The organism is Micromonospora sp. CA-248212 (genome assembly GCF_050948405.1).
Taxonomy (GTDB): Bacteria; Actinomycetota; Actinomycetes; order Mycobacteriales; family Micromonosporaceae; genus Micromonospora.
In genome coordinates, this window is the sequence record NZ_CP192023.1 from 1,589,769 (window position 1) to 1,607,102 (window position 17,334).

General features: G+C 69.6%; 37 protein-coding genes. 1 reads left to right on the forward strand and 36 read right to left on the reverse strand.

Annotated elements, in window-relative coordinates:
* Nucleotides 1–131: 131 nt before the first annotated feature.
* From ACQP03_RS07865 to ACQP03_RS08000, 28 genes are all read right to left on the reverse strand, one after another.
* Nucleotides 132–452: a hypothetical protein gene (locus ACQP03_RS07865; RefSeq protein ID WP_433460722.1), complete on the reverse strand. Its 321-nt coding sequence runs from the start codon at nt 450–452 to the stop codon at nt 132–134.
* The gene (locus tag ACQP03_RS07870; protein ID WP_433460723.1) at nt 449–1,096 is read right to left on the reverse strand and encodes a WhiB family transcriptional regulator; all 648 of its coding nucleotides are present in this window, start codon (nt 1,094–1,096) and stop codon (nt 449–451) included. The genes ACQP03_RS07865 and ACQP03_RS07870 overlap by 4 nt, the downstream gene beginning before the upstream one ends.
* Nucleotides 1,093–2,226 carry a DNA polymerase III subunit beta gene (gene dnaN / locus ACQP03_RS07875; RefSeq protein ID WP_433460724.1) on the reverse strand — a complete coding sequence of 378 codons (1,134 nt, stop codon included), beginning with the start codon at nt 2,224–2,226 and terminating at the stop codon, nt 1,093–1,095. The genes ACQP03_RS07870 and dnaN overlap by 4 nt, the downstream gene beginning before the upstream one ends.
* Nucleotides 2,223–2,360 carry a hypothetical protein gene (locus tag ACQP03_RS07880; RefSeq protein WP_357130538.1) on the reverse strand — a complete coding sequence of 46 codons (138 nt, stop codon included), beginning with the start codon at nt 2,358–2,360 and terminating at the stop codon, nt 2,223–2,225. The genes dnaN and ACQP03_RS07880 overlap by 4 nt, the downstream gene beginning before the upstream one ends.
* On the reverse strand, nt 2,357–2,911 hold the full coding sequence (locus ACQP03_RS07885) for a helix-turn-helix domain-containing protein (protein ID WP_357130535.1): 555 nt from the start codon (nt 2,909–2,911) through the stop codon (nt 2,357–2,359). The genes ACQP03_RS07880 and ACQP03_RS07885 overlap by 4 nt, the downstream gene beginning before the upstream one ends.
* Nucleotides 2,893–3,432: a helix-turn-helix domain-containing protein gene (locus ACQP03_RS07890; protein WP_357130532.1), complete on the reverse strand. Its 540-nt coding sequence runs from the start codon at nt 3,430–3,432 to the stop codon at nt 2,893–2,895. Before ACQP03_RS07890 ends, ACQP03_RS07885 begins: the two co-directional genes overlap by 19 nt.
* Nucleotides 3,429–3,737 carry a WhiB family transcriptional regulator gene (locus ACQP03_RS07895; protein WP_433460725.1) on the reverse strand — a complete coding sequence of 103 codons (309 nt, stop codon included), beginning with the start codon at nt 3,735–3,737 and terminating at the stop codon, nt 3,429–3,431. Before ACQP03_RS07895 ends, ACQP03_RS07890 begins: the two co-directional genes overlap by 4 nt.
* Nucleotides 3,734–4,468, reverse strand: coding sequence for a hypothetical protein (locus ACQP03_RS07900; protein ID WP_357130529.1), 735 nt, complete (start codon nt 4,466–4,468; stop codon nt 3,734–3,736). Before ACQP03_RS07900 ends, ACQP03_RS07895 begins: the two co-directional genes overlap by 4 nt.
* Nucleotides 4,458–4,700 carry a hypothetical protein gene (locus tag ACQP03_RS07905; RefSeq protein WP_357130526.1) on the reverse strand — a complete coding sequence of 81 codons (243 nt, stop codon included), beginning with the start codon at nt 4,698–4,700 and terminating at the stop codon, nt 4,458–4,460. The genes ACQP03_RS07900 and ACQP03_RS07905 overlap by 11 nt, the downstream gene beginning before the upstream one ends.
* Nucleotides 4,690–5,055 carry a hypothetical protein gene (locus ACQP03_RS07910; RefSeq protein ID WP_357130523.1) on the reverse strand — a complete coding sequence of 122 codons (366 nt, stop codon included), beginning with the start codon at nt 5,053–5,055 and terminating at the stop codon, nt 4,690–4,692. The genes ACQP03_RS07905 and ACQP03_RS07910 overlap by 11 nt, the downstream gene beginning before the upstream one ends.
* On the reverse strand, nt 5,052–5,369 hold the full coding sequence (locus tag ACQP03_RS07915; protein WP_357130520.1) for a DUF4031 domain-containing protein: 318 nt from the start codon (nt 5,367–5,369) through the stop codon (nt 5,052–5,054). The genes ACQP03_RS07910 and ACQP03_RS07915 overlap by 4 nt, the downstream gene beginning before the upstream one ends.
* Entirely contained in the window at nt 5,366–5,593 is a 228-nt protein-coding gene (locus ACQP03_RS07920; RefSeq protein ID WP_357130516.1) for a hypothetical protein, read from the reverse strand. Before ACQP03_RS07920 ends, ACQP03_RS07915 begins: the two co-directional genes overlap by 4 nt.
* On the reverse strand, nt 5,590–5,958 hold the full coding sequence (locus ACQP03_RS07925; RefSeq protein WP_433460726.1) for a hypothetical protein: 369 nt from the start codon (nt 5,956–5,958) through the stop codon (nt 5,590–5,592). Before ACQP03_RS07925 ends, ACQP03_RS07920 begins: the two co-directional genes overlap by 4 nt.
* The gene (locus ACQP03_RS07930; protein WP_433460727.1) at nt 5,958–6,332 is read right to left on the reverse strand and encodes a hypothetical protein; all 375 of its coding nucleotides are present in this window, start codon (nt 6,330–6,332) and stop codon (nt 5,958–5,960) included. Before ACQP03_RS07930 ends, ACQP03_RS07925 begins: the two co-directional genes overlap by 1 nt.
* Nucleotides 6,332–6,811, reverse strand: coding sequence for a hypothetical protein (locus tag ACQP03_RS07935; RefSeq protein ID WP_433460728.1), 480 nt, complete (start codon nt 6,809–6,811; stop codon nt 6,332–6,334). Before ACQP03_RS07935 ends, ACQP03_RS07930 begins: the two co-directional genes overlap by 1 nt.
* The gene (locus ACQP03_RS07940) at nt 6,808–7,218 is read right to left on the reverse strand and encodes a hypothetical protein (protein ID WP_433460729.1); all 411 of its coding nucleotides are present in this window, start codon (nt 7,216–7,218) and stop codon (nt 6,808–6,810) included. The genes ACQP03_RS07935 and ACQP03_RS07940 overlap by 4 nt, the downstream gene beginning before the upstream one ends.
* Entirely contained in the window at nt 7,215–7,772 is a 558-nt protein-coding gene (locus ACQP03_RS07945; RefSeq protein ID WP_433460730.1) for an HNH endonuclease, read from the reverse strand. The genes ACQP03_RS07940 and ACQP03_RS07945 overlap by 4 nt, the downstream gene beginning before the upstream one ends.
* On the reverse strand, nt 7,772–8,125 hold the full coding sequence (locus tag ACQP03_RS07950) for a hypothetical protein (protein ID WP_433460731.1): 354 nt from the start codon (nt 8,123–8,125) through the stop codon (nt 7,772–7,774). The genes ACQP03_RS07945 and ACQP03_RS07950 overlap by 1 nt, the downstream gene beginning before the upstream one ends.
* Nucleotides 8,122–9,003 (reverse strand): exonuclease domain-containing protein, encoded by an 882-nt coding sequence (locus ACQP03_RS07955; protein WP_433460732.1) that lies wholly within the window; start codon nt 9,001–9,003, stop codon nt 8,122–8,124. The genes ACQP03_RS07950 and ACQP03_RS07955 overlap by 4 nt, the downstream gene beginning before the upstream one ends.
* The gene (locus tag ACQP03_RS07960; protein ID WP_433460733.1) at nt 9,000–9,401 is read right to left on the reverse strand and encodes a hypothetical protein; all 402 of its coding nucleotides are present in this window, start codon (nt 9,399–9,401) and stop codon (nt 9,000–9,002) included. Before ACQP03_RS07960 ends, ACQP03_RS07955 begins: the two co-directional genes overlap by 4 nt.
* Nucleotides 9,402–9,543: 142 nt before the next feature.
* The gene (locus tag ACQP03_RS07965; protein WP_433460734.1) at nt 9,544–10,716 is read right to left on the reverse strand and encodes a hypothetical protein; all 1,173 of its coding nucleotides are present in this window, start codon (nt 10,714–10,716) and stop codon (nt 9,544–9,546) included.
* 18 nt (nt 10,717–10,734) lie between these two features.
* Entirely contained in the window at nt 10,735–11,793 is a 1,059-nt protein-coding gene (locus ACQP03_RS07970; protein ID WP_433460735.1) for a hypothetical protein, read from the reverse strand.
* Complete coding sequence (locus ACQP03_RS07975; protein WP_433460736.1) at nt 11,790–12,005, reverse strand: hypothetical protein; 216 nt, start codon at nt 12,003–12,005, stop codon at nt 11,790–11,792. The genes ACQP03_RS07970 and ACQP03_RS07975 overlap by 4 nt, the downstream gene beginning before the upstream one ends.
* Nucleotides 12,002–12,421, reverse strand: a complete 420-nt coding sequence (locus ACQP03_RS07980) for a hypothetical protein (protein ID WP_433460737.1) — start codon at nt 12,419–12,421, stop codon at nt 12,002–12,004. The genes ACQP03_RS07975 and ACQP03_RS07980 overlap by 4 nt, the downstream gene beginning before the upstream one ends.
* A complete protein-coding gene (locus ACQP03_RS07985; RefSeq protein ID WP_433460738.1) occupies nt 12,418–12,762 on the reverse strand; it encodes a hypothetical protein in 345 nt (114 codons plus the stop codon). The genes ACQP03_RS07980 and ACQP03_RS07985 overlap by 4 nt, the downstream gene beginning before the upstream one ends.
* A complete protein-coding gene (locus ACQP03_RS07990; RefSeq protein WP_433460739.1) occupies nt 12,762–13,019 on the reverse strand; it encodes a hypothetical protein in 258 nt (85 codons plus the stop codon). Before ACQP03_RS07990 ends, ACQP03_RS07985 begins: the two co-directional genes overlap by 1 nt.
* A complete protein-coding gene (locus ACQP03_RS07995; protein WP_433460740.1) occupies nt 13,016–13,285 on the reverse strand; it encodes a hypothetical protein in 270 nt (89 codons plus the stop codon). Before ACQP03_RS07995 ends, ACQP03_RS07990 begins: the two co-directional genes overlap by 4 nt.
* Nucleotides 13,282–13,599 (reverse strand): hypothetical protein, encoded by a 318-nt coding sequence (locus ACQP03_RS08000; RefSeq protein WP_357130474.1) that lies wholly within the window; start codon nt 13,597–13,599, stop codon nt 13,282–13,284. The genes ACQP03_RS07995 and ACQP03_RS08000 overlap by 4 nt, the downstream gene beginning before the upstream one ends.
* Before the next feature lie 205 nt (nt 13,600–13,804).
* On the opposite strand from ACQP03_RS08000, the gene ACQP03_RS08005 reads away from it, so the two are divergent.
* A complete protein-coding gene (locus ACQP03_RS08005) occupies nt 13,805–14,053 on the forward strand; it encodes a hypothetical protein (RefSeq protein ID WP_357130471.1) in 249 nt (82 codons plus the stop codon).
* Between the two features lie 433 nt (nt 14,054–14,486).
* On the opposite strand, the gene ACQP03_RS08010 is transcribed toward ACQP03_RS08005, so the two are convergent.
* From ACQP03_RS08010 to ACQP03_RS08045, 8 genes are read right to left on the reverse strand one after another with little or no spacing between them, the layout of a single operon-like run.
* A complete protein-coding gene (locus tag ACQP03_RS08010; protein WP_433460741.1) occupies nt 14,487–14,726 on the reverse strand; it encodes a hypothetical protein in 240 nt (79 codons plus the stop codon).
* Nucleotides 14,719–14,964 carry a hypothetical protein gene (locus tag ACQP03_RS08015; RefSeq protein WP_433460742.1) on the reverse strand — a complete coding sequence of 82 codons (246 nt, stop codon included), beginning with the start codon at nt 14,962–14,964 and terminating at the stop codon, nt 14,719–14,721. Before ACQP03_RS08015 ends, ACQP03_RS08010 begins: the two co-directional genes overlap by 8 nt.
* Nucleotides 14,957–15,268 (reverse strand): hypothetical protein, encoded by a 312-nt coding sequence (locus ACQP03_RS08020; RefSeq protein ID WP_433460743.1) that lies wholly within the window; start codon nt 15,266–15,268, stop codon nt 14,957–14,959. Before ACQP03_RS08020 ends, ACQP03_RS08015 begins: the two co-directional genes overlap by 8 nt.
* Nucleotides 15,268–15,579, reverse strand: coding sequence for a hypothetical protein (locus ACQP03_RS08025; protein WP_433460744.1), 312 nt, complete (start codon nt 15,577–15,579; stop codon nt 15,268–15,270). Before ACQP03_RS08025 ends, ACQP03_RS08020 begins: the two co-directional genes overlap by 1 nt.
* Nucleotides 15,569–15,958: a hypothetical protein gene (locus ACQP03_RS08030; RefSeq protein ID WP_433460745.1), complete on the reverse strand. Its 390-nt coding sequence runs from the start codon at nt 15,956–15,958 to the stop codon at nt 15,569–15,571. The genes ACQP03_RS08025 and ACQP03_RS08030 overlap by 11 nt, the downstream gene beginning before the upstream one ends.
* Nucleotides 15,955–16,320 carry a hypothetical protein gene (locus tag ACQP03_RS08035; RefSeq protein ID WP_433460746.1) on the reverse strand — a complete coding sequence of 122 codons (366 nt, stop codon included), beginning with the start codon at nt 16,318–16,320 and terminating at the stop codon, nt 15,955–15,957. The genes ACQP03_RS08030 and ACQP03_RS08035 overlap by 4 nt, the downstream gene beginning before the upstream one ends.
* Nucleotides 16,317–16,919 carry a hypothetical protein gene (locus ACQP03_RS08040; protein ID WP_433460747.1) on the reverse strand — a complete coding sequence of 201 codons (603 nt, stop codon included), beginning with the start codon at nt 16,917–16,919 and terminating at the stop codon, nt 16,317–16,319. The genes ACQP03_RS08035 and ACQP03_RS08040 overlap by 4 nt, the downstream gene beginning before the upstream one ends.
* Nucleotides 16,920–16,951: 32 nt before the next feature.
* Nucleotides 16,952–17,266 carry a hypothetical protein gene (locus tag ACQP03_RS08045; RefSeq protein ID WP_433460748.1) on the reverse strand — a complete coding sequence of 105 codons (315 nt, stop codon included), beginning with the start codon at nt 17,264–17,266 and terminating at the stop codon, nt 16,952–16,954.
* Nucleotides 17,267–17,334 lie beyond the last annotated feature (68 nt).

Below are 17,334 nucleotides of genomic sequence, written 5' to 3' on the forward strand. Positions count from 1 at the left end.
TACGCCCTCTGCGGCCCAGCGATGTCGGATGCTGTCGCGTACGCGGGTGGGGAGTTGGGCGAGGTCGAGGATGTGCAGGGGCACGGCGGCTTCGAGTGCGGTCGTGAGTAGGGGTCCAGGCCTGGTGTCCATCACGCCGCCGCCCGCACCGGCTCGGGCACGTCGAACAGGGGAAGTTGCACGACGACGACAGCCGGGGCAACCCGGGGTGTGGGCTCGGTGTGCTGCTGCTCCCGGCAGGTGCGGGCGATCAAGTCCTGGTTGAACTTGATCGTCACCCGCCATTCCTCGAAACGGCTGCGCTGCCGATCACGTACACCAGCAGCGCTCATGTCGTAGGGGGTGCCCGAGCCGCAGGCGATGCCCAACGTTCGGGGGAGCCGGTAGTCGAGCCACCTGGCATGTTGGGCGCTGCACGGCTGGCAGAGTGGGGCGGGCCCGATTCCGGTCATGTGACGGCACCTGTCGTGGCGGTCGCTCGGGCTTGCCGCATCTCGGCGGACCGGTTGTTGTGCGCGACTCGGCACGCCTCATCCACGGGTTCGTTGCGCCGCTTGTGCCGGCGGTAGGCGGCGTACGTTCCGCACGGCTTCACTTCGCTGTCGGGCCGGTTCAGGCCACCGCCGTTGGTCCAGGCGCTGGCGATGTTGTGCCGCTCCCGACACGTTTTGACCTTCCCGATCGGCCAGTTGAGGCGTTCGCCTATCTGCCGGTCGGTGAGACCGTCGGCGGCCATGCGGGCGATGGCGTCCCGGTCGTCGTTGATGTTCCGGCCGTCGGGTGCGGTGGTGCACCGGTCACAGCGGGCGTGGTGCGGCTGGTCGGGTACGCAGTCGAAGCCGCAGGATCGGCAGGCGCGCGGGGTTCGCCCGGCGGCGATGCGCCGCCGCTCCGTCTCGGTGTAGCCGCCCCACAACCCCCACGGCTCGTCCGTTTCGAGGGCGAGGGTGAGGCAGTTGCCGCGGGCCGGGCAGCCTTTGCAGCCTGCCTTGGCGTCGGCTTCGCGGCTGCCGTCGTACCAGAGTTCCGGGTCGGCGGCGCACGGCAGAACGGTGGTGCGACGGGACGGTATGAGGGTGACGGCGACGGCGGTCATCGGTTCACCCGGATCGGCATGATGAGGTAGCGGTGCCCGTCGACCGGCTGCCCGTCGTCGTCGGCGCCGGAAATCACGGCGGGCTTGAACGCGTCAACGAAGCCGATGTGGGCGTGTTGCGTGCCGAGGCTGTGCAGCCCGTCGATGAGGTACTGCGGGTTGAAGCCCACCGTGAGCGTGTCCTGACCGGCGTACGAGCTGATGCCGAGGGCTTCGGACGCGCGGGCTTCCTCCACCCCACCGGCCTCCACGGTCAGCGTGTCGGACCCGTCGGCGAACGTGAGCAGAACGGGTGTGGTGCGTTCGGCGACCAGGGCGACCCGCTTCACGACCTCGATGAGGGAGGCGACGGGCACGACCGCGGCCGACGGGAACTCGGCCGGGAACAGGGTGCGGACGGGCGGGTAGTTGGCCCCGTCGAGCAGCCGGGTGGTGGTTTTGCGGTGCCCGGACGCGAACCCGACAAGGCCGTAGCCGTTGGGGTCGTAGCTCACATCCACGGTTCCGCCGCCCCACGTCTTCGCGGTTTCGGCGAGGGTCTTCGCCGGAATGAGCACGTCGGCGGTGAGGTTCGGGTCGGCGGGGTCGATGGTGATGTCGCGGTGGGCGAGCCGGTACCGGTCCGTGGACAGCAGGGACAGGGTGGTGCCCCGGAATTCGAGGCGAACGCCGGTCATCATGGGCAGCGTGTCGTCCCGGCCGGCGGCCACACCGACCTGCGCGACGGCCTGGGCGAGCAGCCCCGCGTCCACGGTGGCGATGGTGGCGGGCAGTCCGGGCAGGGTGGGGTAGTCCTCCACCGGCATTGTCGGCAGCGTGAACCGGGCGCTGCCGCACACCAGTTCCAGGTGGGTGCCGACGGACGCGAGGTTGACCGGCTTGTTCGGTAGCGACTTCGTGATCTCCGCTAGGAGACGGGCTGCGACCACCACCGTGCCCGGGTCGGTGACGGTGCCCCGCGCCCACCCTTGGTGGGACACCTCGTGGTCGTAGCCGGACACAGTGACACCGTCGTCGGCGGCGACCAGCTTCACCCCGGCGAGGATCGGCACAGACGGACGCTGCTGGGCGGCTTTCGCGGCGGTGGCGACAGCCTCAACGAGGGCGTCACGCTCGGCAGTGAGTTTCATACGGCAGCCCCTCTGTTGCGGCGCCGCTCGGCCCGGTTCGGAACGGTGCGCGGCTGGTCGGGTTGGTCGGTCCACACGCGGATGCCCCAGCGGCGGCCGAGGCGTTGCAGGGCGAGCTGGTCGGTGATGTTCATGCGGCGGCTCCTTGCCAGGCGGGAACAACAGTCAGGTCGAGCACCCCGCCCAAGGCGCGGGTGTGGCGTTGCAGGGTCGACACCAGCAGCCGGTCCGGCTCGGATTCGCGGCGCGACACCGCCGACTCGGAGCAACCCATCCGCGTGCCGACCTGGGCGAGCGTCAAACCCTGCGCCCGGCGAATACGAGCCAGGTTGTTGACAAAGATCCGCAGGTCAAGGCGGTCTTCGGCGGTTTCACTCTCGGGCTGCGACGCCTCGTACAGGGCGGCGATCGGGTCGCCGTCGTCGGGCACGACCAAACCCCGAACGGTCAGGTTGAGGCGGCTGTCGAGGACCCGCGCCCACGCCTGCACGGTGGGGATGAGCCACGACCGGCGCAGCTCCATGTGGGAGAACGCGTACTCGTTGCAGCCGAACCGTTCACCCGCGTCGGCTTGGGACAGGCTGCGGGCTTCGCGGATGGTCCGCAGGTGGTGGGCGAGCACGTACCGGGCGGCCGTGTCGTCGGGGTGCAGGTCGGGGATCGTCTTCACGAGACGTGCCGCCACGTCTCGCCCGTCTTGACCCGCAACACCGTCGCCTTAGCGACCCCGTACTCCCGGGCGACGCTGCCGCTTCCCTCGCCGGCCGCCAGCCGCCGCCTGATCTCCCGCACGTTGTCTTCGGTGAGCCGGGCGGTGTGGATGCGCTCACCGCGGTACGCGCCCTGTGGCAGCCGTCGGGCGGCGGCCTCCGGGTCGGGGGCGAGGAACACGGGTCGGGTGGGGGACGGGCCGTGCTGTTCGTACCGGTTGGCGAGCCACGCCCGTCCGGCGTCGGTGATCTGCGGCGCCACGCCCGGGGCGAGAGTCACCCAGCCCTTCTCCGGGGAGGCGGCCTCATAGGTGGCTTCGTCCATGTCGGTGCCGTTCGCGGCCCGGTACCGGTAGTCGCGTGGGTCGAGGCGAACGGTGCCGTTGCGTACACCGATGAGGAGCCGTTCAAAGGTGCGGTTGCTGGTCATGCAGCGCTGTTCCTCGGGTGCGGGGCCCGCCCCGATGGTGGGGCGGGCCATGGTGCTGGCGGTCATTGGGCGGTCCGCAAAACACGGAGGCCGCCGCGGCGCTTGACGGCGCGGCGTTCGTCTTCGGACATCCCGCCCCAGACGCCGTGGTCAATACCGCCGTCGAGCGCAAATTGCAGGCACTCGTCTTTCACGGAGCACGGACGGCATACGACCTTGGCCTGCTCGATCTGCAACAGGGCCGGACCGGATGTGCCGATCGGGAAATGCAACTCCGGGTCGGTGTCACGGCAGGCAGAGCGCTTACGCCAGTCGTCGGCGGGCTCGGAGTCCACGCGGGTGCTGACGAAGCGGGAAGAGTGGCGGGTCACGAGATCACCCGCTGCGGGCTGTGCTCCGAGCACGGCTCCGACTCCACCGGCATCCCGCAGATCCCACCCGGCATGTCCGCCATCGGCACCGCACACACGAACCCACCCGGTGGCACCGACGGGTCGAACGTCACCGGCGGATTGCCCTCCACACAGCCGTCGGCGTGCTCCTCACGGATCGACTGGCAGCACGGCCACGGCACGCACTTGCCGCAGAACCCGAACCCGACCGGCTCACCCCGGCGGTGCCCCCGGAACCAGCAGCGCCACACGTCGCGGGACACCCCGAGGATGTACGACCGGGAACCACGGAACCGGACACCGGTGACGCAGCCGTTGTGGCCGTCGCCGTACGTGTTGCCGCCACCGCCGGTGACACCGAGGCTGTAGGCGCGGCGCTCCAACCAACTGGTGATGCGCCACGCCCGCCACCCCCAGTGACGGCACTGCATTTCCAGACGCTCGGCCTCAGCCTGCTTCACCCACGCACACTGGAAGCAGGGCACCCCGTAGTCGTCGCGGTCGTGCACCCACAGCAGGTGGCGGGGCTCGGCGTCGCAGTCGACCAGTCGCAGGCCGGGAACGGCGGTGGGGGCGTGGTCGGGGCACGGCCGGTCGTCCACGGGCGTGTCGCAGATGTTGCAGGCGAAGGCGGTGCCGGCGGGGCCGGTGTACTCGTCATCGTCGAGCACGAACCGCTCCTGGTAGGCGAGCATGATCTCAGCAGCCATGGGTGGCCTCCGTTCGGGTGTGGTTGGGGGTGCCGCCCGCCCGCAGCTCGCCAACATCGGTGGCGGCGCGGGCCAGGGCAGCGGACAGTTCCAGGGCCGACGCCCCGGTGATCTCTCGGGAGGTCAGGTAGATGCGACCCCGGGACACGGCGACGGTTTCGCCCTCAGGGGACACGTACGGCAGGACGGGGCGGGCGGCGATGATGTCCGCGACCGTCAGGTCAGAGGTCATAGCCGGCCACCACCCGCCCGCGCCGCAACGCCCGCAACTCCTGCTCGATGCGGCCGGACTGCCAGTCGCGCGGCTTCCACACCGCCACGTCCGCGCCGGCTTCGGTGAGCCATTCGGCCCAGTTCCGCTGGTCGGCGGTTCGGGATCCGGTTGCCGACTTCAACTCCCGGAACAGCACCCCGCCCGGCCCGACGATGGTCAGGTCCGGCCAGCCCTTGCCATCGCCGGCGACAGCGGTACGCCACTTGCCGGTTTGGGTGAGGCCGGGCCGGAAGTGCGCGGTGTGCAGGCCGAACAGCTTGCACAGCTTGAGGATGTCCCGTTGCAGGTCTTCTTCCGGCTTCCCGCGCGTCATTGGCCCTCACCCGCTCGCAGCGCCTGCCGCCGGGCACTGGTGATGGCACCCATCTCGCGAACGTCGATGGCCTTCGCGCCCAGCCGGATCGCCTCATCCCGCTTGGCGTCCACTACGTCAAAGTGCCAGTGGGGACAGGGCTGACCCTCGGGCGAGCACTTCCGCTTGCACGTCTGGAACCACGACGGTCGCAGCCCAAGACGGGCGGCGAACTCGTTCAGTTCCTCCACCGTGTCGGCGGTGAGATGCGACCAGCGGCCCTTGATGCGGCGGACGGTCGCAGGGATGCGGGCGTTGTCGACGTAGACGGTCACAGGCCCGCCGCCGTCTTGAACTCCAACCGCAACACGATCACGTCGTCACCCGCGTGCAGGCTCATCCAGTCCGACGGCGGCTCGGCGGCGGCGTCAAGTCCGTGAACACGCTTGTACTCGGCCAGCGCCGCCGTCCACGCCTTGTCGAACTCGGACACGTTCGTGCCGGACGGGACGAGGTATTCGACGGTGCGGGTGGTGAACTCCCGGCGGTCGGCGATCATGCCGTCACCGCCGCGTCAAGCTCACGGTTCTCGGTTTGCCAACCCCACGGGGACGCCTCGCGGACGGCAACCAACCGCAGCCAGCGGTCTTCCGGCACGAACTGCATGCCGTCCAACCACCACACCCAGCCGCCGGCCGCCTTCTGCAACCGGTCCAACTCGGGCATGTGTTCGGTGATGTCGCCTGGGAACTCGGAGCCTGGCGACCAGTAGGCGCGGCCGGTCGCACGCCAGTCGGTCAGCGCCTGCCACAGGACCCATTCGGTGCCGCGCATCCACCCGGCGGCGTACACCTCCTGCGAGATGTCGCTCATGTGCTCGCCGAGGGCGTTCGCGGCGGGGCTGTGGGCAAGTTCGGCGGCCATCAGTTCTTCACCGCCTTGCGGGCTTCCTCGATCGCCTCGGCCCACACGCCGTCACCCTCATACCAGCCAATCGACTCCGCGTGCGACTCGATCGCGTCGGCGGCGGCCTTCACCCCGGCGTTGAACGCGTCGGTCACGGCCGGGTCGTCGGCCCGGTACAGGCGCACCACCCGCCACCCCTTGTCGGTAGCAAGCTCTAACACCTGCACCCACGTGTAGGCGTTGTCGCGCGTGAACCAGTGGTCGACCTCGCCGCCGCGCTCGGCGTCCTCGGTGTCGTCGCGCTCCAAGACGATCGGCAGGTCACGGCCAGCGGGGTGGAACAGGCCGACAAGGGCGCGGTCCGGGGGCTCCGGCATCATCTCGGCGACCATCAGGCGTTCACCTGCCGCGCGCGCTCACCCTCCGGCACGACACCGGCGGTGCGCCTGACCGCGTCGATCAGCGCCTCCAACGCCTGGTTGGCCTCCGCCGGCCGCATCGCCGCCCACCGCTCGGCCTCGTCGACTGCCTCACCAGCCAGGTAGGCAAGGTTGTTCCGCAGGCGGGCGTTCTCGCCGATGAACGCCTGGTTGGCCCGGCGCAGCGACTCGTTGTCACCGCGGACACGGCCAGCCTGAACGCACGTCACGTGCTCGGCGGGAGCGGGCCGCGCGGCGGGAGCGACGAAAGCGGACAGGCTGATCGCGTCCGCCTCGTCGAGCTGCACCGAAGGGCCATCGTTGCTACCGGGCGGGGCAATCCACCCGGACAGGCGACCGTCGTCAGTTCGCTCCACGTTGAGTGTGGCCCCAGACGGGTCGGTGACGGTGAGGGCGGTGAACGTGTCGTCGCGCACGAGGTGGGCGGTCACGCCGGCACCCGCGCCCAAGCGAAACGGGCCAGGGCCTCAAGGTCACGGGCGTAGAGCGGGTGCCCGTCGATTACGTTGAGAATCCCGTCGCCGAACTCGGTGATGTAGTCGCGGACACGCTCGGCGGCGGCGGACGGCTCGGGCAGGTCGCGGCTGTCGTCCTCGATGCCGTCGGGCTGCTCGGGGATGACGGTGACCTCGGACAGGTGCACGTGGCGGTCGTATCCGGTCACGCCGACGATCGCCCGCATGTCATCGCCCCGGCCCACGACGATCGCCTCGCCGATGGTCTGGCCGTACCGCACGCGCCCGTCGACCTTGAAGCTGACCCAGTAGCCGGGCAGGCAGGTGTTGTTGAAGTCGCGCACCGCGTCCAACTGCTGACGCTCGCTGTCGGTGTAGTTCATGCCGATACCTCCGTCGTGGCGTGGTCGTGGTTGGGGGAGCAGAAAGTCATCGAGCCGTCGTCGGCGAGCAGCACCAGACGGCCGCGGTACAAGGCAGGGCACTCGGCAGGGCGCTGCCACTCCTCAAGCGCCCACCCCACGCTCGGGGCCTTCGACGCCTCCGGGTTGTTCGTCACGAAGTCGTGGCAGCGGCGGCACGCCCACATCAGGTTCGACAGCCGGTCATGCCGGGTCTTCGCCTCACCGTGCCGGCCACCCGACTTCTGGCTGACGCGATGGCTCGGGTCGGTGCCCTGCCCGAAACAGCCGAGACGTTGGATCTCGCACCACCCGGCAGCACGCTCGATCAGGGAGTCACGGACAGCCGGGGGCACGGCGGGACGCTTACGTGACGGCTTCGCCGGCTTCCGGTCCAGCGACGCCATCCGGCCACCCGCGGCACGGTTGAGCGGCGCCCCAGCCGACAGCGTGGAGAACGGGTTGGTGTTGCCCTGCTCGGCCAACTCCTGGCGGCGCTTCTGCGACATGCGCGCGATCGGCGTCCGACGCTCCATCACCGCTCCCCAACCCCGGCCGTCGCATACATGGCCCGCATCGACGCGCCCACCGACTGCAACGCCCGCAGCTCGTTTTCCAGCGCCTTCGCCTGACGGTCTGCGTACCGGTAGGCGGCGTCCGCGACGTCCCGCGCCTCACGCTCGGCGGCCGTCTCCAACTCGGCGGCATACCGACGCTCATGGGCGGCGCCGGTGTAGGCCATGTAGGCGCGGGCGAATGCGGCGTCGTACGCCCGGTCGGCGGCGAGGAACGCCCGGTAGCGGGTGTCGCACACCATCACCCCATTGGCGATCCGGCCCGACACCTCCCGGATGGCGTCCTCCACCGCAACCGGGTTGATGACCGTCATCGGGCACCACCAAACGGGCGGATCGGCCAATCGGTGGTTACGCCGTCGGCACGCTGCCGCAGTTCCTCAGCGTCCGCCAGGGCGGTCGACCGCTCGGCCTCGTCGGCAGCATGGCGGGCCTGAAAGTCCAGCTCGTTCGCCTGACGCCGCCAGTACTGGGCGAGCCCTTCCGCCTGCTCCGCATACCAGCCCACCTGCGCCGCGTGCACCTCAGCGAGCGTCAGCTTCCCGAACTCCTGGAAGCCGCGGACGATGCGGTCCGGGTACCGCCGGTCGGCGTATAGGCCAGCGACCGCGTACGGGTCAGCCAGCGCCTGCTGCGCCCGCTGGCCCAACCGGAACGCCACCCGTGCCGCCGCCAGCGCATCCGCCGTGCAGTCGTGCGCGTCGGTGATCCGAGCCCCGTAAGTGGCGCACAGGTCGGTGAGCTTCCGCTTGCCGGGCCGGTACCGGTCCAACGCCTTGTCGATGCACATCGGGTCGATGACCGGGCCGATCGGCTGACCGTTGAGCCGGTCGGTGAGGGTTGGCAGGTTGTGGCGGCGCAACTCCCGGTCGAGCAGTGTCAAGTCGTAGGGGGCGTTCGCAATGATCAGCGGAACGCCGTCGGCGAGCGCGGCGGCCAGTTCGTCGGCGATCCAGTCCAGTTCGACGGCCGGCGGCTTACCCGCCGCCCGCACCCGCTCCGTCGTCCACCCGTGCACCTCCGCCGCAGCGTCAGGCACCTCCACGCCCGGGTCGATGACGGTGGAGCGGACCAGCGGCTCACAGGCCGGCTCGATCCGCACGACGGCGGACGTGACGATCCGGTCGGACTCGACGTCGACACCGGTGCTCTCCATGTCGAAGGCCAGCATCTTGTCAAGGTGAAAACTCATACCAACGCCTTCTTTCTCGCGCGGGCCATCGCCGCCCAAAGTCGCTCGCAGGTGCGGCACCGCCGCTTGCCCTGCCGGTCGATGCGCGTGTTCTCAGGACTGTGCGGATGGCCCGCTGCGCACGTCTGCCGAACGGCCATAGGTCGGCGGTTCTGGCGCTGCTCCTGCGGGGTTGCCCACCGGCAGTTCTCTGGCGAGTAGCCAGCATCGTTGTCTTGACGGTCCAGGCTGCGACCCCGCGGGCGCTCACCCATATCGGCAAAGAAGCTCTCGAACGTCATCCACCGTTCGCAAACGGTGATTCCACGGCCGCCATAGTCGGCAAACCTCGCGTGGTTCGGATAGGTGCATCGGCGCACCATGTCCTGCCAGATTCGATAAATCTTGGTGTAGGACATTCCGTGAGTGCGAATTGATTCGCAACCGCCAGTGCGGATGGTTACACCGTTGACTCGTGCTACCACGACGTCACCAGCCCGATGGTGGACGTAAGGCCGCGCGACTCGCAGTCCCAGGCGACCATGACGCCCTGATGCCACGTCACGCGATCACCCCGCTCTGAACCTCGGCGAGGAACGTCGCCATGTGGAAGCCGTTGATCTCATCGGACGACTTGTTGAACCGGGCAGTGATGCGCTCCTCAAGCGCCGCCGCGTTCCACTTCCGCTGCCCGGCGACCGCCTGAATCTGCACCCACAAGGCGTCCGGGTTCGGCTCTACCTCGGCATCCACCGGCTCGCCAGCAGCCAAGGACTGCGGCGCAGCAGCCGGGGCGGCAGGCTTCGGCGGGTCCAGCTCGGCGGCACGTGCCTTCAACGCGTCCTTCGCCGCATCGGTCAGTGCGCCGTCCTTGCCGGCGGTACTCCACAACTCCTGCAACTGCGGGATTGTCGACACCCGCTGCGCGGCGTCGATGACCTGCGCCTCCGTCAACTTCTCCGGGTCCGCCTGCTGCTCCGGTGCGGCGCCGATCGCCGCTAGGTGCTGGGCGACCATCGCCTGACGGGCGGCCTGCCCGATCTGCCCGCCGAACGCCTGCGCCGGGGTGACGAACTCGAAGTGCAGCACCGGCACCATGAACGTCCGCGACTCGATCTGCTCGTTCTGCGGCCTGCCCGGGTGGAACAGCTTCTTCTCCCGGTGCTGCAACTCCAACCGAGCGGGGATCGGCTGGGCGGCGGTGGCGATGGACTCGGCGAGCATCGGCAGTTCGGCGGCAGCGTTCCAGCCATGCGATTCAAGCTTGAACGTGCCCAGCGTGGGGATCTCCGCCAGCATCAGGGACATGCGGGTTGTCGGCTTGCACACGTCGCCCGGCTTGAGGTCACGGCCTGCGGCCTGCGCGGCAGCCCGCACCGGGTCACACAGGCACGACGCGTTGCGGATCTTCTCCGTCTCCCCGTCGCAGTGCCGCGACTTGAACCCGTTACCCCACAGCTCGTAGTTCGGGTCGATCTGCTGCGGCGGCACCAGCACCGGGATCGTCTTCGCGTCGGTGACCACCTCGAACTGCGGGCCGGTGGTGTGCTGCCACGGCTTTACCTCGCCGCCGTACTTCGCGGTCACCGCCTCGATCAGAGACCGGGACGGCGATGTGAACCGCAGCGTCTCCAACTTGGCCGGGTACTCCTTGCCGCGCTGCGACAGCCGCTTCTCACCGAGCCGGATCACACCAACCTGCGTCAGGCGTCGCTGCAAAGTCTTGATAGGCATATGTGTTCTCCTCAGATTTCAGGCGGCGGCCGGGGCCGGCTCAGCGGCAGGAGCGGGTGCGGCATCCTTTGCGGCCTTGCGGGCGCGGGCGGCGATCGTCTCGGGCAGCACGAATGAATTGCGGCTTACTGCGGCCGGCCCGGACTCGATCAGCCACTTCGTCAAAGCCAGCGCCGGCAGGAACCCGTCGCGGTACGTTTCCTCACTGGTGACGACCATCCGCACAGTCACGCCGTCGGGACGGAGCTGAACCAACATGCCGCCGTCAGTGGCAGGCATCGGCTCCTCAACGTCCGAGTTCTTGATGCGGATGATCGGGGCGTGCCGGTAGCCCGTGACCTGCAACGCCTGCTCGGGGTAGAACTTCGGCTCCTCACCCTCGCGGGTCTTGAAGTCGATGATCAGCAGGATTTTCAGGCCGAGCTTCTTGGCCTTGCGCCACGACACCCCAGTCACCCTGGACACCAGCTTGGCGGCGGCGACCGTGGCGGAGGCGTCGATCTCGACGATGCCGTCGCAGGTGCCGGCGTAACCGGCTTCCCGGTTGACTACCAGCGCTTCCGACACCTGGAACGAGTCGGGGGTGAGGCCGTAGTCGGCGATGAACGCCTGGAACGCCTTCACGTACGGGGCGATGTCCTCATCGTGGGGCTTGATCTCACCCGTGTACGACCACCACTCCACGACGTCGTGGACAGCCTTGCCCTCGTCGGACCGCCGCTTGGTGTGCACCGAGTGGCGCCGGGCGATCCAGGCGGCCATGCACGCCTTGCACTCGCCGCACGCGCACCGCGCGCACCGTTCGGTGTGGTCGTGCCCGCCTTCACCGGCGCACTTGCTGCCGGTGTTGCCGCACGGCTTGATGCGGGACGCGATGACGACGGACGGCAGTTCGGCAAACGCAGCCTGGGCGGCCAAGCTGGCAGCCCAGCGCACGAGCGCTTCCTTCTCGATGACACCGGTCGCGGTGGTGACGGAGATGAGCCGCAGGTCGCCGATGAGGTAGAAGCGTTGGTCTTCCACCGTGTCGACGCCGTGAAAGATGGGCGCGGCGGGCCGCTCGGCGGCGATCGTCATGCGTCGCTCCTCGCATCGATGGCGGCGTCGTAGTCGGCGTCAGCGGTCAGGCACGCCGGCTTCCAGCAGGCGGCCAGCAGCGACGCCACCGGGTTGCCGCACGTCGGGCACGTGGCCTGCTGGTTGGGCGGCGGCATCGGGTGCGGAAACGGCACGTCCGGGGCGGGCTGCGGAACGGGCAGCGTCGGGGCGGCCAAGGCGGGCGCGGTCATCGGCCCACCTCGTCGACCAGGAACCCGCACGGCGGCAGGTCGTGGAGTACGCAGCCGTCCGTGTTGCGGGCACCGTCCGGGTCGATCGTGCAGGTGCACAGCCGCGTGTAGCGGCGAGCGAGAGTCAGCGCAGCGCGGTGCCGCTCGTCCGACCAGTCGTACTCGGCGAACGTGTCCAGCAGGTCCGCGACCCCGAGAGCGGACATCGGATCCCACGACGCGATGTGCTGGGCGTCAGCGGTCGAAGGCCAGCCGCACTCGTACGCACCGACCGACGCCACCACCCGCCCCCGGCAACCAGCCGGTGCCTCGATGCTGCGATTGTTGATCGCCGTCCATGGGCTCGGCGTGGCAGCGGCAGCCCGCTCACGCATCAGCCGGGCGGCCTCGCGCAGCAACTCCACCTCGGCGGTCACAGCAGATCACCTGCCACGGCAGCGTCGTAACGCGCGGCGGCTTCCGCATCACCGAAGACCTCAGCCCTCACCCACGCCACGTACTCGCGCGGGTCGAACGCGATGGCCTCAATCCACGTCCGCCGCGCCTCCGCGATGGCCTTCTTTCGCCAGCCACGGGCGAACGGACGCTCGTGACGCTCGCCGTCAGTCCACGAGTCGCCGCAGCCACAGCACGACCATGTGGTGCCGTACCAGGGGGCGTCGGAACCGGCGAACGGGCGGGGACGTTCGCAGACCGGGCAAAGGATGATGCGGCGGAGAAGGAACACGGCTGGACGGCACACGGTCGCGGCGGGCATCAGCGCTCACCGCCCAGGTTGACGCCCTCACGCTTGAGGTATGCGGCGATGTACTCGGCGGTCGCGTGGTACGAGAAGGTGACCGTTCCGCCGGTCGGCAGAGACGCCTCGAAGCGCCAGTCGTGCTCGGGAAGATTCGGGAACATCTCGGCGGCCTTGTCCGCGCCGTACATCTGCCGCGCGTCCTCGGCGGCGTCGATCAGACGCATCGGGACGGGCATCTGCCAGTCTTCGGGCTTCGTGTCGAAGTCGGTCACAGCCGCTCACCGCCGCCCGTGCCCTGAATGGCGCGGTCGAGGTAGGCGCGCACCGCCGGGTGGGCTGACTCGCCCGCGTCGTAGGTGATGTCCCCGGCGTCGATGACGGCCTGGGTCAGCAGGCCAAGCGAGCTGGGGCTGTCGCGGTGGGGGAGGAGCTGAATACGCAGCGCCTCAAGCGCGAGGGAGTTGAACTCCGAACGCAGGGCAGCAACCAGCGCGACGTACGACGGGCTCTGCGTCTCGGCGGTGTTGAGGGCGGTCACTTGCTGGTCCACGTGTGAAGGAAGTCGAGCACCTGCCGCCCGGCATCCGTCAGCTTCCGCTGCGTGTAGTCGCACTCCACGCAGCCGACCCCGGCGGGCTCCGGCTCGCGGTCCTTAAGCTCGCGGTAGGTGGGGCTGTTCTTCCACGCGTCTGCCACGCCCCACGACAGGTCGTAGGTGAGGGCGAAGCTCTCGTAGGCGGCCTGCTCCTCGTCGGACCATGCCTTGTACTCGGCAGCCGCTCGCTTATGCGCCTCTTCGGTGGCGCAGTGCGGGCACGGCATGTCCAGCGGCGGCAGGATGATTTCGGGCATGCGTCATCGACTCCAAAGGTTGGAGGTGATCGTTTGGTTGGCTTGTGCGCCGTCCCGGCGGAGGCAGTCGGTGCGGGCGGTATGCCTGCGGGTGCCGTACCGCCGGGACCGGCGGGTGGTGAGGTGGTCTGGTTGACCCCTCGACACCACTAACTCTACCCTGAACCTTAAGGTTGGGCTAGTGTTTCGGCTTAAGGAGTTGCCCGTGTTTCGTCCCGCGCCGGCCGAGCAGTACGGCCAAACACCAGCCGCGCTGTACGATCCCGGCGTGGCGAACACCGAACGGTTCGGCGTGGAGGCAGTGCGCAAAGTGCTCGGCCAGCGACTGGATGAGGGCGAGAAGACCGGCGTCCACACGATCATTGGCAAGCGCGGAGCCGACCGGGGCGCGCTCGTGCCCATGGACTGGTACCGCCGCGCCCGCGAAGCCCTCGGCGACCCCACCGACCTGTAGTCGTTCACCGTGCGCTCGCCATCTCGGCAGCCCACCCGGCCAGCAGCCCACGCCGCTCCGCCAACCAGCCCACACACGACGGGCACCACGACAAGCCGTCCGGCGGCACCAACGGCATCGGGTCCAAAATGATCGGCTCCGACCGGCGGCCAGCCCAACCACCCGTGCCACACAACCCCTGCCGACCCGCGAATGGCCCGTCCTCACGCATGACGTGAAGGCGGGTGACACGCCGCGACTGGTAGCCCCGATAGAAGGCTCGGCTCACGACGGCTCACCCGACCGACGTTCCCGCCACACGGCGAGCAGCCCGGACAGCGCCGTGCCCAACCCGAATCCAACCAACGCGCGCCCGGCATCGGCCAGCCGGCGACGGCAGCAGCCACGCCGAACGCGATGAGCGCCCCACCGACTACCAGTCGATCGGTGGCGTTCACCGCAGCTCACCCCGCCAGCGCCGAGCCCGTTCCCGGATCCGCTCCATCGCGGCCTGCTGCCGTTCCGCCCGCCCCGGGTCCGCCGCGTCCAGCTCGGCTTCGCGCCGCAGGGCGGCATGCACGATGTTCAGCAGATGCTCGCGCGACTCCTCATCCAGATCGCCCGCCACGCGCACCGACGCGACCACCTGGCCGTCGTCGTCAACCAGCGGCACACACCGCTCCCGATCAGCCACGGCGCACCTCGCGAAGGCGTTTCGCCGCATGGGTCTTGCAGTCCAGGTAACCGGCCCGCCAACCGAACTGACTCGCCGCCTGGCGGGCACAGGCAAAACCGACGACAACCAGGAACCAGAAGAGGGTGTCGTACCCGAACAGCGCGAACGGGACGGCGACGGCGAGGCAGTAGTGGCCACGCCGCCGCCAGCGGTCGCCGTTCTCCTCGGCCTGTGCCGGAGTTCGCGTCTCAGCCACGGCGCACCGCCCGCTGCCGGGGAACACGCGACATGACCACGGTCGCGTCGGGTTCGTCCGCGCACAGCGTGAACAGCTCCGTCACCGGCTCCGGGCGAGGCGCACCCTGCGACGGATGCCATGGTTGCGGCACTCGCGCCACACCCGACGCGGGGGTGATCTCAGCGACCGCCTCGGCGTGAGCCTGCCGGGCCGAGAAGCTGATGCGGCGGCCAACCGCCCGACACAGCATCACCCAGCCCACGCAGACAGCAGCGCCGCCGGCCACAATCCAGAACGGGCCAGGGTTGAACAGCGTCCCCATCACCGGCGTGACTCCGCAGGCTTGACGACCACCGTGTCGTCGTCCGAACGGCGGTACACAGGACCGTGCAGGGTGCCCGTACGCGGACCCGAACGGCGCCGCACCGACTCCGGCAACTCCTGCGTCTCCGCCGACTCCCACGAATCCGTGTCGGCGGGTGGCGGCTCGCACTCACCGCCCTGCGAGAACACCCACGCCCCGAGGGCGGCAGCAGCGAGCGCGAGAACGAACCCCAACCCAACGGCGACCAGATAGTCGGCGGCGGTGATCGTGGCCACCTCGATGGGCGTGGCAGTGAACTCAACGGACACGGGTGGCCTCCTCAGGCTGGGCGGAAAACGTGGGGGCGAGCAGGGCGCGCAGCTCGGCGGCCAAGTCGTCGGGCAGGCGGTCGGCGAACCGGTGCGCGGCCCCAAGACGCTGGGCCTGCCTGCTGTTCGTCGCCTCAAGGTGCCGGTTCAGCTCGATCAGGGTTTGGTTGCCGGCGTCCAGCGACTCGGCTTCACGCCGATGGGAGGCACGCTCGGTGGCCAGCTCGGCGCGGCGCATCTCCGCCTCAAGTTCCCGGCAGGCTTTCTCCCGGCGCAGCAACGCCACCAGTCGATCCGAGCGGGCTTCCAGGTCGACGACCAGCGCCGCCAACGTGGCCTGGTTCGACAGGAAAGCCCGCAACCACCGCCACCACGTCACCGGGCACGCTCCACCAGCAGCACCGGCGCCTCAACGTCGGTCACCCACCAGTGCATCGGCAGCGCACCCGGGGCCCGACCGAGGTCCACCGCGCGGCGCCGGGCCTTCGCGGATCCGAACGCGGCACGCGCGTACGACACCCACCGGTCGGCGTCGACCTCGACCGTGACCCGGTATTCCATCCGGTCGCAGCGCAGCAGGTGCGAGGTCAGGCCGAGTTGCGCGCGGGTCGGCACCTCAAGGTCCGTCAACCAAATCAGCTTCCGGCCGTCAAGCTGCGGCTGCGCGAACGCGCGAAGCCGGCCGCCCTGACGGATCAGCGGCGCCGCATGCGAGCAGGTGAAGTGGTAGAGGCGGATCATCGGGCACCGTCCGACGGGACGACAGGCAGGAACTGCGTCGCCTCACTGTTCGCCGCGGCACGCACCCGGCCATGCAGCACGTCATTCCGGTCACGGATCTGCTCATCGAACGGCCGATTCACCGACGCCTTACCCGACGCCCGGTCCAGTACATCCCACGGCAGCCGGGCCGGCATCACCCCAACCTCCGGCGCCCGTTCGAGGTTCAAGCCGGCGGCGAACTCCTGCTCGGCGATCTCCCGCACCTCGCCATCAGTCAGATACGAGCGGGCCGCCAAATGCCGGGCCACATCGCGGGGCGACCATCCGACCGTCGGCGTGTGCCTTCCGCCCGGAACCGCGAACCGGTCACCGCCGGACACCTGCTCCCGCAGCACCGACCACGTCAGCCCCCACCACACCGCCAGCCGTGACGGCAGACGGGGATGCGACGCCGGGAACATCGTCGTGCCCGCACCGCACGACTCCTGCCATGCCTGCGCCTGCCACAACGGCAACCGATGCTCCGCACCGATCTGCTCATTCGCGGCCCGGTGCTCGCGGCCCTCCAACACGAACTCGCGGGCAACCAGCACAGCCAGCGCGAGCAGCGCCGCCAACCCCGACGTGTACCCGGCGACCTCCCACCCGTTCACCGCGACGCCCCCACCGGCAGGTACGCGGCCTCGATCAGCGGCGCCACCTCAGCAAGGTCGGCCAGCTCGGCGACGAGGCCCGACCACGCGCGCATCTCGGAGTGGATGACGTACGCGCCGTCCCGCCCGCCCGGGTAGTCCTCCCGCTCGTGCAGGGGACGTCCCGGCGGCAAGCCGAGCAGGTCGACGTGTGTAGCCGTGCCGATGGCGCGGACACGGGCCAGCAGCGGGGCCGGGTTGGTGAACAGGACGGCGGCGGCGATCAGCAGGCCACCCAACAGCAGCGCGTACACGATCAGGTCGGCGGGCATCTCAAGCCACCCGCTGACGGGCGAAACGGGCCGGCATCGTGTTCATGTCGGGGGCACGGTGACGGCCG

What these genes read in the sequence shown, in the direction of transcription:
- ACQP03_RS07925 (WP_433460726.1), bottom strand. Translation starts at nt 5,958, where the DNA reads ATGGCCGCCGAACTTGCCCACAGCCCCGCCGCGAACGCCCTCGGCGAG.
- ACQP03_RS08045 (WP_433460748.1), bottom strand. Translation starts at nt 17,266, where the DNA reads ATGCCCGCCGACCTGATCGTGTACGCGCTGCTGTTGGGTGGCCTGCTG.
- ACQP03_RS07890 (WP_357130532.1), bottom strand. Translation starts at nt 3,432, where the DNA reads ATGACCGCCAGCACCATGGCCCGCCCCACCATCGGGGCGGGCCCCGCA.
- ACQP03_RS07960 (WP_433460733.1), bottom strand. Translation starts at nt 9,401, where the DNA reads ATGTCCTACACCAAGATTTATCGAATCTGGCAGGACATGGTGCGCCGA.
- ACQP03_RS07865 (WP_433460722.1), bottom strand. Translation starts at nt 452, where the DNA reads ATGACCGGAATCGGGCCCGCCCCACTCTGCCAGCCGTGCAGCGCCCAA.
- ACQP03_RS07945 (WP_433460730.1), bottom strand. Translation starts at nt 7,772, where the DNA reads ATGGAGCGTCGGACGCCGATCGCGCGCATGTCGCAGAAGCGCCGCCAG.
- ACQP03_RS07870 (WP_433460723.1), bottom strand. Translation starts at nt 1,096, where the DNA reads ATGACCGCCGTCGCCGTCACCCTCATACCGTCCCGTCGCACCACCGTT.
- ACQP03_RS07955 (WP_433460732.1), bottom strand. Translation starts at nt 9,003, where the DNA reads ATGAGTTTTCACCTTGACAAGATGCTGGCCTTCGACATGGAGAGCACC.
- ACQP03_RS07900 (WP_357130529.1), bottom strand. Translation starts at nt 4,468, where the DNA reads ATGGCTGCTGAGATCATGCTCGCCTACCAGGAGCGGTTCGTGCTCGAC.
- ACQP03_RS08020 (WP_433460743.1), bottom strand. Translation starts at nt 15,268, where the DNA reads ATGGGGACGCTGTTCAACCCTGGCCCGTTCTGGATTGTGGCCGGCGGC.
- ACQP03_RS07985 (WP_433460738.1), bottom strand. Translation starts at nt 12,762, where the DNA reads ATGCCCGCCGCGACCGTGTGCCGTCCAGCCGTGTTCCTTCTCCGCCGC.
- ACQP03_RS08035 (WP_433460746.1), bottom strand. Translation starts at nt 16,320, where the DNA reads ATGATCCGCCTCTACCACTTCACCTGCTCGCATGCGGCGCCGCTGATC.
- ACQP03_RS07905 (WP_357130526.1), bottom strand. Translation starts at nt 4,700, where the DNA reads ATGACCTCTGACCTGACGGTCGCGGACATCATCGCCGCCCGCCCCGTC.
- ACQP03_RS07975 (WP_433460736.1), bottom strand. Translation starts at nt 12,005, where the DNA reads ATGACCGCGCCCGCCTTGGCCGCCCCGACGCTGCCCGTTCCGCAGCCC.
- ACQP03_RS07965 (WP_433460734.1), bottom strand. Translation starts at nt 10,716, where the DNA reads ATGCCTATCAAGACTTTGCAGCGACGCCTGACGCAGGTTGGTGTGATC.
- ACQP03_RS07880 (WP_357130538.1), bottom strand. Translation starts at nt 2,360, where the DNA reads ATGAACATCACCGACCAGCTCGCCCTGCAACGCCTCGGCCGCCGCTGG.
- ACQP03_RS07950 (WP_433460731.1), bottom strand. Translation starts at nt 8,125, where the DNA reads ATGACGGTCATCAACCCGGTTGCGGTGGAGGACGCCATCCGGGAGGTG.
- ACQP03_RS07970 (WP_433460735.1), bottom strand. Translation starts at nt 11,793, where the DNA reads ATGACGATCGCCGCCGAGCGGCCCGCCGCGCCCATCTTTCACGGCGTC.
- ACQP03_RS07930 (WP_433460727.1), bottom strand. Translation starts at nt 6,332, where the DNA reads ATGGTCGCCGAGATGATGCCGGAGCCCCCGGACCGCGCCCTTGTCGGC.
- ACQP03_RS07920 (WP_357130516.1), bottom strand. Translation starts at nt 5,593, where the DNA reads ATGATCGCCGACCGCCGGGAGTTCACCACCCGCACCGTCGAATACCTC.
- ACQP03_RS07940 (WP_433460729.1), bottom strand. Translation starts at nt 7,218, where the DNA reads ATGAACTACACCGACAGCGAGCGTCAGCAGTTGGACGCGGTGCGCGAC.
- ACQP03_RS07910 (WP_357130523.1), bottom strand. Translation starts at nt 5,055, where the DNA reads ATGACGCGCGGGAAGCCGGAAGAAGACCTGCAACGGGACATCCTCAAG.
- ACQP03_RS08000 (WP_357130474.1), bottom strand. Translation starts at nt 13,599, where the DNA reads ATGCCCGAAATCATCCTGCCGCCGCTGGACATGCCGTGCCCGCACTGC.
- dnaN (WP_433460724.1), bottom strand. Translation starts at nt 2,226, where the DNA reads ATGAAACTCACTGCCGAGCGTGACGCCCTCGTTGAGGCTGTCGCCACC.